Here is a 13,473-nt window from a genome sequence, read left to right on the forward strand (position 1 = left end):
CGTCAGGCGTGGTCCGACTGATAGAGCAACGACACCGCCTCGACCCGATTCTCGGCGCCGACCTTGCGCAGAATGTGCTTCACGTGCTGCTTGACCGTGCCCTCGGTGATGAACAACTTGGCGGCGATCGCGGCGTTGGTCCGGCCCTGGGCCATCTGTTCGAGAATCTCGGTCTCTCGCGGCGTCAGGACGGCCCGGACCGAATTCAGGGCCCGGCGAACAACTCTCGGTGCCGACGGCATTTCGGTCCGGGTCCGCACGTCGTCGTCCAGGGTGAACTCGTGCGCGCCGGCGACCGCCTCGTCACAATCGTTGGCGGCCAACCGGAGAGCAGATCCCAAAGCGTCGAGTTGTTCCACCGCCCGGGCGCGACTGAGCGCCAGCGCCAGACCGTTCGCATAATCCGCCAGCAATTCGACGTCTATGCCGTCGATGTCGCGGTCCTGCTTGTAGCAGTCACCGTGGAGCAGTCCGACAACCCGGCCCCCGGACATCACCGGTGCCGCAGCGTAGGACCGCGACCTCGACGCATCCGCGATCGGACGGTGCACTCGACGGTCGTGCTGGACGTCGGTGACGATCCGCGCCTCGCGCCGGCGTACGACTTCGGTTTCATGCAGACCGGGCACCAGCGGCTGCGGCTGCTCCTGACCGACCTTGTTGATCTCGGCGGCCCATTGCGGATCGTCAGGGATGCACACCGACTGCGACACCCAGACGTGATCCACGATGCGCGAGAAGATCGCCCGGTCGAAACCGAGGTCGACGACGAGCTGCGGAGCGACGGCGGTCAGCCCGGCGATTGTGCACGGCGCTGCCTCCAGTCGAGCCAGCACAGAGCCCAGTCGGCGCGACCTCTCCTGTTCGGCCCGCAACGATTCGTCGGTGTTGCGCAGCGTCAGCAACGCCGCCATCACCATCTCGGCGGTCGGCGCCTCCGACAGTGCCTCAGCCAGCAATGACCACGCGTCAGAGACCGCATCGCGCGCATCGCGCGTATTCGGGGCGGTCAGCGACCGCAAGCCGGCCAGCAGGGCCCGCGCTTGCTCTTCCGACAGTGACGACGCGAGTGACGCGCCGTCGTTGTGATCCACGCCATAAGAATAGAGGAAGGACATCTCGGTGTATCCAGGAGTTCACGCCCACATCGATCCCGATAAACCGGCGGCGATCATCGTCGACGAAGGTCAGCGGCTGACCTACCAGCAGCTGGAAGAACGGTCGACGCGCCTGGCCGATGCCCTGCGCAAGGCGGGTCTGGGGCGCGGTGACGTCGTGGCGCTGCTCTCCAGCAACGACGTGGAGATGTTCGTCGTGTACTGGGCGTGCCTGCGCTCGGGCCTGTACCTGACCCCCGTCAACACGCACCTGACCGCGGCCGAGGCGGGCTACGTCATCGACGACTGCGGGGCCGTCGTGCTCATCGTCTCGGCAGACCTGGCTGATCTCGCCGCCGGAGCCGTCGCACCCGCCCGGGCCTTGCGACTGCGCCTCGCCTACGGCGGCCAGGTGTCGGGCTTCGACTCGTACGAGGCGTTCACCGCCGCGGGCTCACCGATCCCACCGGCCGACCAACCGCGCGGCGCCGACATGATCTACAGCTCGGGCACCACCGGCAGACCGAAGGGGATCAAACCGGCACTGCCGAACCGGCAGGTCGGTGACCCCGGCGACCCGTACGTCGCCACGTTCGGCGGCGCCTACGCGATGTCGCCGGACACCGTGTACTTCTCCCCAGCCCCGCTGTACCACGCAGCTCCGCTGCGCTTCGGCATGATCGTGCAGTCGCTCGGGGAACCGTGCTGGCCGCACGCAGGTTCGACCCCGAGGCAGCCCTGCGCACCATCGGCGAGTACCGCGTCACCCACAGTCAATGGGTACCGACTCACTTCGTACGCATGCTGCGACTGCCCGAGGACGTGCGAGCCCGGTACGACGTGCGGTCGCAGACATGCGTCATCCATGCCGCCGCGCCGTGCCCTACCGAAGTCAAAGAGAAGATGCTGTCCTGGTTCGGCCCGGTGCTGCACGAGTACTACTCGTCCACCGAGGCCAGTGGGATCACGATGATCGGACCCGACGAGTGGCGGAACAAGCCCGGGTCGGTCGGCCGCGCGAAGCTCGGCACAATTCACATCTGCGACGACGCGGGAACTGAACTCCCCTGCGGTGAAACAGGTCTGGTGTACTTCGAACGGGAGACGATGCCATTTGCCTATCATCGCGACCCGGTGAAGACCGCCGCCGCGAGTCTGGCCGACCACCCGACATGGTCCACCTGCGGCGACATCGGCTACCTGGACGCCGATGGGTACCTGTTCTTGAGGGACCGCCAGGCATTCACCATCATCTCGGGCGGAGTCAACATCTACCCCCAGGAGATCGAAGACGCACTCACCCTGCACCCGGACGTCCACGACGTGGCGGTACTCGGGGTACCCGATGACGAATACGGCGAGCTGGTGACGGCAGTCCTTGCGCTGCGCCCCGGACTGGTACCCAGCCAAGCCCTGGTGGACCGTCTGACCAGGGATCTGCGCGACCGCATCGCCGGATACAAGGTGCCTCGTCGCTTCGAGTTCGTCGACGAACTGCCGCGCACGCCCACCGGCAAGCTCGTGAAGGGAAATCTGCGTCGCCTGCTCGCCGAATCTGGGTAGCCCGAGGGTTCGATTCGCGAACCGAGCGATGAACTGCATCGTCTACTGTAAGAATTACAGTTCGTATATGCTCGTGCCGGCCCGCAGAGAGGACCCGCGCACATGAACGATGTCGCCATCATCGGCGTCGGCCTGCACCCGTTCGGCCGATTCGAGGGCAAATCCGCAATGGCGATGGGCGTCGACGCGATCTTCGCCGCCGTCGCCGACGCCGGCATCGAATGGAAGGACGTCCAGTTCGCCACCGGCGGCAGCTGGACGGTCGCCAACCCCGACGCCATCGTCGGCATGGTGGGGCTGACCGGGATCCCGTTCACCAACGTGTTCAATGCCTGCGCGACGGCGGCCAGCGCCGCCAAGGCGTGTGCCGACGGGATTCGGCTGGGCGACTACGACATCGGTATCGCGATCGGGCTGGACAAGCATCCGCGCGGCGCCTTCACCGAGGATCCGGCCCTGGTCGGGATGCCGCGTTGGTACGCCGAGAACGGCCAGTACCTCACGACGCAGTTCTTCGGTATGAAAGCCAACCGCTACCTGCACGACCATGGCATCTCCGAGGAGACGCTGGCGCGGGTGGCGAACAAGAACTTCCGCAATGGTGTGCTGAACCCGAATGCATTCCGCCGCAAGGAGATTTCGATCGAGGAGATCATGGCCTCGCCGGTGTTGAACTACCCGCTGCGGCAGTACATGTTCTGCGCGCCCGACGAGGGCGCCGCCGCGGTCGTCATGTGCCGCGCGGACATCGCGCATCGGTACACATCCAAGCCGGTCTACCTCAAGGCGGTCGAAGTCCGCACCCGCCGCTACGGCGCCTACGAGGTCAACACCACGTTCGGCCCCGTCGACGAGGACGTCGCACCGACTGTGCACGCGGCCCGCGCCGCGTTCGACAAGGCCGGTGTGTCACCGCAAGACGTCGACGTGATCCAACTGCAGGACACCGACGCCGGCGCCGAGATCATCCACATGGCCGAATGCGGGTTCTGCGCAGACGGCGACCAGGAGCGGCTGCTGGCCGACGGAGAGACCGAGATCAACGGGTCCATGCCGATCAACACCGACGGCGGGCTGATCGCCAACGGCGAGCCGATCGGAGCGTCCGGCCTGCGACAGATCCACGAGATCGTGCGGCAGTTGCGCGGCGAGGCCGGCGACCGCCAGATTCCCGGCGAGCCGAAAGTCGGCTTCACCCAGCTCTACGGCGCCCCGGGTACCGCCGCGGCGACGATCCTGACGCGGTAGACACATGGGCGTTCTCGACGGCGCCCCGGGTACCGCCGCGGCGACGATCCTGACGCGGTAGACACATGGGCGTTCTCGACGGGGTGCGGGTCCTGGACTACGGCAGGTTCATCGCCGCACCCTGGTGCAGTGCGCTTCTCGCCGATATGGGGGCCGACGTCCTGCGCATCGAGAAGCGCGAAGGCGGCGAGGACCGTTGGGTGCAGTCGGTCACGAGCGGCGGTGAGGGCGGCACCTTCCTGCAGTGCAACCGCAACAAGCGCTCTCTGACCCTCGATTCGACGACGCCGCAAGGCGCCGACATCACCCGCAGGTTGGTGGCCCGCTCCGACATCGTGATCGCCAACATGCCGGCCGCCGGGATGCGGGCCAGCGGGCTCGACTACGAGTCGCTGCGCGCGGTGAAACCCGACATCATCCTGGCCAGCGCCACCGCCTACGGCGAGGGTGGCCCCTACAGCGACCGGATCGGATTCGACGGGGCCGGGCAGGTGATGTCCGGCGCGGTCTACCGCCAGGGTCTGCCGGAGCTCCCGATCCGCACGGTGGTCCCGCAGGCCGACTTCGGGACGGCGCTCACACTGACCATCGGGGTGATGATGGCCCTGTATCACCGCCTCCAGACCGGGCAGGGCCAGCACGTCGAAGGTGCTTTACTGCCAACGGCATTGATGCTGTCCAACGCCTTCCTCATCGAGCGCGAGCTGCTCGGGGTCGACAAGCCGAGGGCGGCCAACCGCGGCACCTCGGTCGCGCCGTGCGACCTGTACGAAGTCACCGACGGCTGGGTCCTGCTTCAGATCGCCGGCCAGCCGATGTTCAAGAGGTGGTGCCGGCTGATCGGGCGGGAGGATCTGTTCGACGATCCGCGCTTCGCCGACGACGATTCACGCTGGCAGAACGGCGATGTCCTCAACGATCTGATGCAGCAGTGGTGTGCGGGCAAGACCAAAGCCGAGGTGATCGCCGACTTGGAATCGGCGAAACTTCCTGCTGCTCCGTTGAATTCGCCACAGGACGTTCTCGACGACCCGCATGTGGAAGCCATGGGATATCTCAAGCGGGTTCCGTTTCCCGGCGCGTCACGGCCCGTGCCACTGATCGAGACACCGTTCCGCCTGTCGGCCACGCCCGGCTCCATCCGGCGACGCGCTCCCTTGCTCGGTGAGCACACCGATGAGGTGTTGGCCGAAATCGGTTATGGCGCTCGCGAAATCGCGGATCTGCGCCGCGACGGAATCGTCTAGTCAGGCCAGCACTTTCACCGGCACGGTGCTCCAACCGGCGACGTTCTGCATGTTGACCCGCTTGCAGCCGCTGAAATCCACCTCGAACCGGGGCATGAAGTCGAGCATCTTGTCCAGGGCGATGGCGCTTTCCAACCGGGCCAGGGCTGCGCCCAGGCAGCTGTGGATTCCGTAGCCGAGTCCCAGGTTCTGGGCCTGGGCACGATCGCGGTCGATGTCGAATCTGTCGGGGTCGGTCCACGCCTGTGGGTCGCGATTGGCGGATCCGCCGACCAGGAACACCGGCTTGCCGGCCGGAATGGTGACACCGTGCAGGGTGATCTCACGTAGGGAGCAGCGCACGTTGTATTGCGCGGGCGCTTCGTAGCGCAGGAGTTCCTCGACGGCGAGCGGTATCTTGCTGCGGTCTCGCCGTAGCAGCTCCCACTGGTCGGGGTTCTGCGCGAAGACCACCGCGGCGTTGCCGATCAGCTTCGTCACGGTCTCAGCGCCCGCACCACCCAACAGTGTTGCGAATTCCGTGATCTCGATATTGTCGAGTGGTTCCATCCGGCCGTCGTCGCGTTCGATCTCGGCACAGATCAGCTTGCTCAGCAGGTCGTCGCCGAGATCGTGGCGGCGCTTCTTGATCAGCCGGAAGTAGTAGACCGCCATGTCGACGGCCGCCTTCTGACCAGCCTCGGTCATCTCGACGTCGCCGTTCTCACGGTGCAGCAGCTCGTCGATCCACAGGCGGATCTGCTGGCGGTCAGCGGCCGGCACCCCCTGCATGGTCGTCATGACGTCCACCGGGAACAAGGCCGAGAAGTCCTGCACGACGTCGAATCCGGCCGGGTCGACGGCATTCAGATGTTTGTCGACCAGTTCGATGACCAGCGCGCGCTGCGCTTCGATGGCACGAGGCGTGAACACCTTGTTGAGCAGGCTGCGCATCCGCCGGTGTGCGGGCGGGTCCATCGCGATGATCGACCCGTGCTTGGTCACCTCCCCCTTCCGTACCTGACCGAGATCCACGCCGTACGCCGACGAGTAGGTCTCGAAGTCCTTGAACGCCGCGGCGACATCGTCGTGTCGGGTCAGCGCGTAGAAGTCGTAGTCCTGGCTGTAGTAGACCGGCGCCTCCTCACGCATGCGTCGGTACGTGTCGTAGGGGCTGACGAAGAAGTCTTCCGAGAACGGATCGAACACCACACTCATGTGGCGACCGGGGCTTTCGTCGCCGGTGGCGAGTAGTTCGGCTTGCCGAGCCCGAGCACGTGCTGCGCGATCATGTTGCGGAACACCTCGAGCGTGCCACCGTAGATCCCGAACAGCGGCGCGAACCGGAAGGCATATTCGGAAGCACCATTGTCGGCCGCCCCGTCGGTGTCCACCGGCAGCGCCGAGGCGGCACCGGCGAGATCCATCAGGTCCGGTGCGATGTCGCGCATCGCCTGAGCTTGCGCCACCCGCCCGAAAATGCTTGGGGTGGACAGGGATGCCTCCAGCCGCGCAGCACTGCGGCCGAGCCGGTAGGCGACCGCGCCGTCGTCGACCATCCGTCGTCCGGCGGCGTCGGCATGCCCGACCCGAGCGGCGACGGCGTCGACGGCGGCGGCCAGCACACCGGCCTGGTGCGCCATGATCGACACGTCGGAGAGCCCGTCGGCTTCCGTCGGTGCGGCCCCGTGTTCGGCGTCGAGCGGTCCGCGCAGCACCGTCCAGCCAGCGTTCGCCTCGCCGAGCAGATACTTCTCATCGACCCGAACGTCGGTGTAGTACACGATGTTCGTGCGGTCGCCGTCGACGGTACGGATTCCCTGGATCTCGATACCCGGGGTGTCCAGCGGAACCAGAAACATGCTCAGGCTCTTGTGTTTCGGCGCTCCTGCGTCGCTGTTGGTCAGCAGGAACACGTACTGGCAATTGTGCGCCCCGGTGGTGAATATCTTCGAACCGTTGATCACCCACGTTGATCCATCCCGCACGGCGCGGGTCTTGCAGGTGGCCACGTCCGAGCCGCCCTCAGGTTCGGTGTACCCCAGACACATTCGAGCCGTGCCGTCGAAGACCTTCGGCAGCACCTCATCGACCAGCTCGGGCTTGCCGAACGCAGCGACCGCCTTGGCCACCATCACGGTGGTCCCCCACGTCACCCACGGCACATGCGCCCGGCGACGCTCGAGATCCCAGATGCGGCGCCGGATACGGCTGAAACCGCCGTCCGTACCCGTCTTGAACTCCGCTTCCAGGTACCCCCGAGCGCCGAGCGCCAGGTGCACCCCTTCGTCGAAGTTGTCACCGGTCTGGCGGTCCCGCAGACGCACCTCGTCGGTCACCAGGTCGGCGAGAAACGCGCGCAGGTCGCGCTGGAAGGCCGCGTCGTCGGCGCTCAGCTCGACTTCGGTGAAATCCATGACAGCTCCTTCGCTAGGACTGCACCGCAAGTTCCGGTGGCTTGAGCGCGGCGGGGTCGGGGTTCGCCAGCGGCAGCCCCATGAACCGGCGGGCGTTGTCGCCCATGAAGTCGTAGGTTCGGCGTTCGTCCATGCCTTCGGCGTACTTCCAGAATCCACGCGGCTCGGCCAGCCCCTCCGGGTGCGGATAGTCCGACCCGAAGAGCACCTTGTCCCAGCCGACGGTGTTCACCACATCAGAGACGCTGCCCTCCCAGAACGGGCTGACCCAGATGTTGCGCCGGAACACGTCGTGCGGGTGCTCTGGGAAGTTCTGCGGCATCTTCTTGTACAGGTCGTCGAAGTCGTTGAAGAGCTGGCCTATCCATGAGCTGCCGTTCTCGACGCTGGCGATCCGCAGTCGTGGGAACCGCGTCAGAGTGCCGTGGCAGATCAGGCTGGTGATCATGTCGGCGATTTCGCGGTGGCCCAGCACCATCCACCGGAATGCGCTCATCGCCATGAAGTTCTGGGTGTGTGGCGGCTCCCACCTGTTGACGTACGAGTCGAGCGGCGGATAGCTGGCGTGCAACACGATGGGTAGGCCGGCGGCTTCGACATCGCGCCAGAACGGATCGAACTCCGGCAGAGCCGGCGAGCGCCAGCCGTGCACACCGCGGACCGGGCCCGGCTTGATCAGCGCCACCCTGGCACCGTGGGACAGGATGTAGTCGAGTTCGGCTTGCGCGCCGCCGACTTCGGACAGGTTGATGATCGGAGTGGAGAACAGCCGGTCGTCGTAGACGTAGGACCAGTGCTCGGCCATCCATTGGTTGAGGGCGTGGATGATCGCCAGCGTCAGCTCCGGATCGTCGGCCGACGAGTGTTCGACGAGGCTGGCCAGCGTCGGATAGTTCAGCGCCTCCACGACACCCTGGCGGTCGAGCTCGGCGATCCGGTCCACCGGGTTCTTGGTGGCCGCCGGCGCTTCGATTGCGGGGCCTTGCATTTCGCGCAGCGTCAGGCCTTCGGTGTTCTCGCCGGCGAAGAACTTTTCGTGCGCGCCCGGCGCAGCGACTCGTTCGAACGTGGGATTCGGGATGAAGTCGCTGACTTTATTGTTGATCACCAGCCGGGTCTGGCGGCCCATCTGCGTGTACTGCACCGCATATCGGTAGCGCTCGGGCAGGTGGCGGGTGAGCGCCTCGGGTGTCTCGTACATGTGCTGATCGGCGTCGAAGATCGGCACGTCGCGCCGCTGCGCTTCGGTCATGACAGCTTCTTCGGTTGAGGTGCGTACGCGGGCTTGCCCAGCCCCAGCACGTATTGGCCGATCATGTTGCGGAAGACCTCCAGCGTGCCGCCGTAGATTCCGGACAGCGGCGCGAAGCGGTACACGTACTCCGACGCCCCATCGTCGGCGGCGCCGGCGGTCTCCACCGGAAGCGTTGCCGCGGCACCGAGAATGTCCATCAGGTCCGGTGAGATGTCGCGCATGGTCTGTGCGATCGCAACCCTGCCGTAGAGACTCGGTGAACTCAGGGCGGCCTCCATCCGGGCCGTGCTGCGGCCCAGTCGGTAAGCCACCGCACCGTCGTCGACGGCACGCCGGCCGTTCGGATCGGATCGGCCGACGGCGGCGGCCGCCTTGTCGACCGCGGTGGCCATGAAGTTGGCCTGGTGCATCATGATCGACACGTCGGCCAGGCCGTCGGCGGCGGCGGCCACCGCACCGTGCTCGACGTTGAGCGGTTCGCGCAAGACGGTCCAGCCACCGTTGACCTCGCCGAGGCGGTACTTGTCGTCGACCCGGACGTCGCTGTAATAGACGATGTTCGTCCGGTCGCCGTCGACGGTGCGCAGACCCTGAATCTCGATGCCCGGCAAGTCCAGCGGAACGAGGAACATGGTGAGACTCTTGTGCTTCGCCGCGTCCGGATCGGTGTTGGTGATCAGGAAGACGTACTGGCAGTTGTGCGCACCGGTGGTGAACATCTTCGAGCCATTAATCACCCACGTTGATCCATCCTTCACGGCGCGGGTCTTGCAGGTGGCCACATCCGAGCCCCCTTCGGGCTCGGTGTAGCCGAGACACAACCGGACGTGCCCGCTGAAAACACCCGGCAGCACTTCGGCTTTGAGTTCCTCGGAGCCGAAGGTGTCGACCGAGCGCGCCACCATCGACGTGGTGCCCCAGGTGACCCACGGGACGTGAAACCGTCGCTTCTCCAGCTCCCAGATCCGCCGGCGAACGCGGCTGAACCCGCCCTCGGATTCCGGTTTCCACTCGGCCTCGAGGTACCCGGCCGCACCGAGCGCCAGATGCACACCCTCGTGGAAGTTGTCGCCGGTCTCCCGGTCGTGCCGGATCACCTCGTCGGTGATGTGGGTCGTCAGGAAGTGGCGGACCTCCTCGAGGAACTGCTGGTCCTCGGCAGCCAGCTCTACGCGTGAGAAATCCATGGCAGCCCTAGGCGGTTTCGCGGTCTGCGAGCAGGCGCCCGATCTGCTTGGCGCTCGCGCCGGGATCACCACCGGCCAGTGGCCAGCCTCTGGCCCGCACCAGGTACGCGGTCGCCGCGGCCTCCGACGACACCCCGAGACCACCCTGGATGTGCACGGCCATCGTCGCCGCTTTGGCGGCTTCCTCGGCCATGAAGACGAAGGCCGACGGCGCCAACTCCGGGCGCGCGTGCGGCTCGTTGTCGAGGAACCACGCAGCGCGGCGAGCCAGGTTGCGTCCTCCTTCGACCGTGATCACCATGTTGGCCAACGGATGCGAGATGGCCTGCAGGGTGGCGATCGGGACACCCAGGGTGTAGCGGGACTTGGCGAACTCGGCGGCGATGGTCATGGTTTCCTCGACCAGACCGACGAGCGCGGACGCGGTCAGCAACCGCCATTCATCCAGCGCCCGAGCATATTCAGCTAGTGCGTCCGGCCCGGTGCCCAGCACCGTGCGGGTGTCCGCGGCGGCGGGATCGACCCACGCCATCGGGAGCCGGCCGATGTTGTCTACCTTGGCCGGCCTCGTTCCGAAAGTGAGGAGAACAACATCGTCCCCGTCGCGGACGATGATGTGGTCGGCGATCGAACCCGTCGGGATCAGCCGCTTGCCGGTGACGCTGTCCAGTGCGGCGTCCAACCCGGCGATCTGATTGCCGCTCATCACCTCGTCGGTGAGTGCGCCGAGGCCGGCCAGCAGGCGGACAGCGCAGACATGGTCGATCCACGGCACCGGAGCGATGTAACGCCCGAGTTCCTCGGCCACCAGCGTCAGGTCCACCATGGTGGCACCATCGCCACCGGCCGACTCGGGGACGGCCATGGTCGTTGCGCCCATGGCGCACAACCGTTCCCACAGACTCTTGTCGAAACCGCCCGCCTCGGCGGCCCGCACGGTCTCAATCGTGCTGTGGGTCTTGAAGAACTGCCGGTAAGCGGTCTGTAGATCGGTGTGGTCCTCGGAGAGGCTGTAGTCGAGCCTGCGCAGTTCGTAGCGATCCATTCAGCGCTCCCTGAAGAAGAAATCGTTGGCGTTGTTGTACAGATAGTTGTCGAGGACTTCGGGCGGTAAATCCAGCGCCTCGGCTTCCGGTACGACGCGGTGCATTCTGAGCACCGGCCAATCGGAGCCGAACATCACCTTGTTCGGTCCGCGGGTGCGCATGTAGTGAAGCAGGCTGTCCGGCAAGCGCTTCGGTGACCACGCAGAGGTCATCAGGCGCAGGTTCTCGTACTTGATCATCAACCGGATCGCGACATCCCACCAGGGATCGGCGCCGTGGATCATGCACAGCCGCAATTCCGGGAACCGCACGCAAACCCGGTCCAGATGGATCGGATTCTGGACCTCGCCCGGGATCGGCGGACCGGGCAGTCCGGTGTTCAGACACAGCGGCAGATCCAACTCGGCACACTTGGTGTAGAGCGGGTAGTAGACGGCGTCGCTGGGCGGATACTGCGCATCACCCCAGAAGCTCGGCCCCACAGCGGCATACACAACCGGCAGGTCGGCGACGATCGCGGTCAGTTCGCGCAGGGTCGGCATCGGTTTGAGCAGGTTCAGACCGCCCATCGCCAAGGCGAACCGGTCCGGTCGCATTTCGGCGAACTTCCGCGCCGTCACAGACGGCGTGACGATGTTGTCCATCAGGACAGCCTTCTGCACACCCTGGGCATCCATCTCGTCGAGCAACTCACCGAGGTCCACCGGGGCGAACATCGACTGCGGCCCCTTGAAGTAGTCGTCGCGGACCTTGAGCATCCAGCTCGGTTGCCGCTCTGCCTCACCGAAGTGGACGTTGACCAGACCGTCTATCACCTTGCGCGTCATGGCAGCGAAACCTTGCTGTTGGCAGTCTCTTTGGCCCACCGATAATCCGCCTTGCCGTTGCCCAGGCGTCTGACCTGGTCGACGACGATGAACTCCTTCGGCGCCTTGTAGCGGGCAAGTTGCGATGCGCAGTGCTCGCGCAGTGCGTCGTGCGGCACGTCGGTACGCAGCGCCACCAGTGCGACGAGCTCCTGGCCCCACCGCTCGCTGGGCCGTCCGACCACCAGAGCGTCCGCGACATCGGGGTGCGCACGCAGCACCTCTTCGACCTCCTCGACGAAGACCTTCTCCCCGCCGGTGTTGACCACCAGTGAGTCCCTGCCGAACAGCCGCAGCGTCCCGTCCGGTGCCAGCGAGCCGCGGTCCCCGGAGATCACCACCCGCGCACCGTCGACCTGAGGGAAGGTCCTGCGGGTGGCCTCGGCGTCGTCGAAGTAGCCCAGCGGGATCCGGCCTGCGCGGGCCACCCAGCCGACCTGGTCCTCACCAGCGCGGAGGAAGCGGCTGTAGTCCTCGGCGAGAACCAATGCGCCGTCTCGCAATTCGAAGGTGTCCTTGTGGTCGCCGCGCACACTGCGCCCGAACCCGACGTTGCCCGTCTCCGACGATCCGTAGCCGTTGATCAGGATGATGTCGGGCAGCAGCTCCAGCAGGGCTTGCTGATGCTTGAGGTTGGTCGCCGCTCCGCCCGTCGCCAACGCGAACAACGAGGACAGGTCGTACCCGCCGCGTCGCAGCTCCTCGACCAGGGGGGCGGCGTACGCGTCGCCGACCATCGTCATCATGCCGACCTTGTGCCGTTGCGCGGTCGACAGGACCCGGTGCGGATCGAACTTCGCGGAGTCGTAGAGCACCACGGTCTGGCCGTTCAGCACGCCGGCGAACGCCGTCCACATCCCGGCCGCATGCATCAGCGGGGACACCGCGAACCACGGCGCACCGGGTGTGCCGAGTTTGTCGTGGATCTCGGTGACCGACTCGTGGTCGGCACCGTTCATCGAGACGGCATAGGTGTCGGATTGGCGCCACATCACCCCTTTCGGCCGGCCCGTCGTGCCGCCGGTGCAGATCATCAGCACGTCGTCCGGTGAAGGTTCGATGTTCTGATCCTGATCGCCCTCTGCCAGCGCATCTTCCAGATCGATCGCGCCCGGAAGATCCGGTCCTTCGCTGCCGTCGTCGATCGAGATCAGCACCTTGGCGCTCTCCGGTGGCAGCACGTCGGCGAACGTGGCGCCCAGCGCACGGTGATAGATCACCGCGCGTGGCTTGACGTAGGCGAGCAGCTCGTCGACTTCTCGGGACGTGTAGTGGTGGTTCACGTTGACCGGCACGACGCGTGCCTTGAGACACCCGATGACCATGTCGGGGTACAGATCGTTGTGCATGATCAGCGCGACCCGGTCCTGGCCACACTCCCAGTTCTCCAGGTCGTTCCGTTCACGGTGGGCGCCAAACCCACTGCCGGCCAGGAAGTTCGCCAACCGGCGCGTGCGGTCGGCCGACTCGGCGAAGGTGCTGGTGCGCTCGCCGCAGATCGTCATCGGCCGGTCGGGGATCACCTCGGCGATGGCGTCGAGCACCGCGCCGATCGTCCATTCGGGCAC

Annotated in this window: 10 protein-coding genes and 1 pseudogene; 3 read left to right on the top strand and 8 right to left on the bottom strand. The window is 66.0% G+C overall.

Annotated features, from left to right (window positions below):
- Positions 1-2: 2 nt before the first annotated feature.
- Positions 3-1,094, bottom strand: a complete 1,092-nt coding sequence (locus tag D3H54_RS24750; RefSeq protein WP_168214966.1) for a LuxR C-terminal-related transcriptional regulator — start codon at positions 1,092-1,094, stop codon at positions 3-5.
- A gap of 28 nt (positions 1,095-1,122) precedes the next feature.
- Between D3H54_RS24750 and D3H54_RS24755 the strand changes: the two are divergent.
- The 3 genes and pseudogenes from D3H54_RS24755 to D3H54_RS24765 all read left to right on the top strand — a co-directional run bounded on the left by D3H54_RS24755 (position 1,123) and on the right by D3H54_RS24765 (position 5,155).
- A pseudogene (locus D3H54_RS24755) lies at positions 1,123-2,660 on the top strand (acyl-CoA synthetase).
- 102 nt (positions 2,661-2,762) lie between these two features.
- The gene (locus tag D3H54_RS24760) at positions 2,763-3,908 is read left to right on the top strand and encodes a thiolase family protein (protein ID WP_149382073.1); all 1,146 of its coding nucleotides are present in this window, start codon (positions 2,763-2,765) and stop codon (positions 3,906-3,908) included.
- A 65-nt stretch (positions 3,909-3,973) separates the two neighbouring features.
- Positions 3,974-5,155: a CaiB/BaiF CoA transferase family protein gene (locus tag D3H54_RS24765; protein ID WP_149382075.1), complete on the top strand. Its 1,182-nt coding sequence runs from the start codon at positions 3,974-3,976 to the stop codon at positions 5,153-5,155.
- Here D3H54_RS24765 and D3H54_RS24770 read toward each other — a convergent pair whose 3' ends face one another.
- Genes D3H54_RS24770 through D3H54_RS24800 form a run of 7 tightly spaced genes read right to left on the bottom strand, consistent with a single transcriptional unit; the run spans position 5,156 to position 13,473 of the window.
- Positions 5,156-6,352, bottom strand: coding sequence for a cytochrome P450 (locus D3H54_RS24770; RefSeq protein WP_149382077.1), 1,197 nt, complete (start codon positions 6,350-6,352; stop codon positions 5,156-5,158). It abuts the gene before it with no gap.
- The gene (locus D3H54_RS24775) at positions 6,349-7,551 is read right to left on the bottom strand and encodes an acyl-CoA dehydrogenase family protein (RefSeq protein WP_149382079.1); all 1,203 of its coding nucleotides are present in this window, start codon (positions 7,549-7,551) and stop codon (positions 6,349-6,351) included. The genes D3H54_RS24770 and D3H54_RS24775 overlap by 4 nt, the downstream gene beginning before the upstream one ends.
- 13 nt (positions 7,552-7,564) lie before the next feature.
- Positions 7,565-8,803: an amidohydrolase family protein gene (locus D3H54_RS24780; RefSeq protein ID WP_149382081.1), complete on the bottom strand. Its 1,239-nt coding sequence runs from the start codon at positions 8,801-8,803 to the stop codon at positions 7,565-7,567.
- Positions 8,800-9,993 carry an acyl-CoA dehydrogenase family protein gene (locus D3H54_RS24785; RefSeq protein ID WP_149382084.1) on the bottom strand — a complete coding sequence of 398 codons (1,194 nt, stop codon included), beginning with the start codon at positions 9,991-9,993 and terminating at the stop codon, positions 8,800-8,802. Before D3H54_RS24785 ends, D3H54_RS24780 begins: the two co-directional genes overlap by 4 nt.
- 7 nt (positions 9,994-10,000) lie before the next feature.
- Positions 10,001-11,038, bottom strand: a complete 1,038-nt coding sequence (locus tag D3H54_RS24790) for an acyl-CoA dehydrogenase family protein (RefSeq protein ID WP_149382086.1) — start codon at positions 11,036-11,038, stop codon at positions 10,001-10,003.
- Complete coding sequence (locus tag D3H54_RS24795; RefSeq protein WP_149382089.1) at positions 11,039-11,866, bottom strand: amidohydrolase family protein; 828 nt, start codon at positions 11,864-11,866, stop codon at positions 11,039-11,041. It abuts the gene before it with no gap.
- The gene (locus D3H54_RS24800) at positions 11,863-13,473 is read right to left on the bottom strand and encodes an acyl-CoA synthetase (protein WP_149382091.1); all 1,611 of its coding nucleotides are present in this window, start codon (positions 13,471-13,473) and stop codon (positions 11,863-11,865) included. The genes D3H54_RS24795 and D3H54_RS24800 overlap by 4 nt, the downstream gene beginning before the upstream one ends.

The sequence above is a fragment of the Mycobacterium sp. ELW1 genome (assembly GCF_008329905.1).
GTDB lineage: Bacteria > Actinomycetota > Actinomycetes > Mycobacteriales > Mycobacteriaceae > Mycobacterium.

Excerpts from the sequence above, each read along its gene's own strand:
- D3H54_RS24760 (WP_149382073.1), top strand. The coding sequence starts at position 2,763 with ATGAACGATGTCGCCATCATCGGCGTCGGCCTGCACCCGTTCGGCCGA.
- D3H54_RS24765 (WP_149382075.1), top strand. The coding sequence starts at position 3,974 with ATGGGCGTTCTCGACGGGGTGCGGGTCCTGGACTACGGCAGGTTCATC.
- D3H54_RS24770 (WP_149382077.1), bottom strand. The coding sequence starts at position 6,352 with ATGAGTGTGGTGTTCGATCCGTTCTCGGAAGACTTCTTCGTCAGCCCC.
- D3H54_RS24775 (WP_149382079.1), bottom strand. The coding sequence starts at position 7,551 with ATGGATTTCACCGAAGTCGAGCTGAGCGCCGACGACGCGGCCTTCCAG.
- D3H54_RS24780 (WP_149382081.1), bottom strand. The coding sequence starts at position 8,803 with ATGACCGAAGCGCAGCGGCGCGACGTGCCGATCTTCGACGCCGATCAG.
- D3H54_RS24785 (WP_149382084.1), bottom strand. The coding sequence starts at position 9,993 with ATGGATTTCTCACGCGTAGAGCTGGCTGCCGAGGACCAGCAGTTCCTC.
- D3H54_RS24790 (WP_149382086.1), bottom strand. The coding sequence starts at position 11,038 with ATGGATCGCTACGAACTGCGCAGGCTCGACTACAGCCTCTCCGAGGAC.
- D3H54_RS24795 (WP_149382089.1), bottom strand. The coding sequence starts at position 11,866 with ATGACGCGCAAGGTGATAGACGGTCTGGTCAACGTCCACTTCGGTGAG.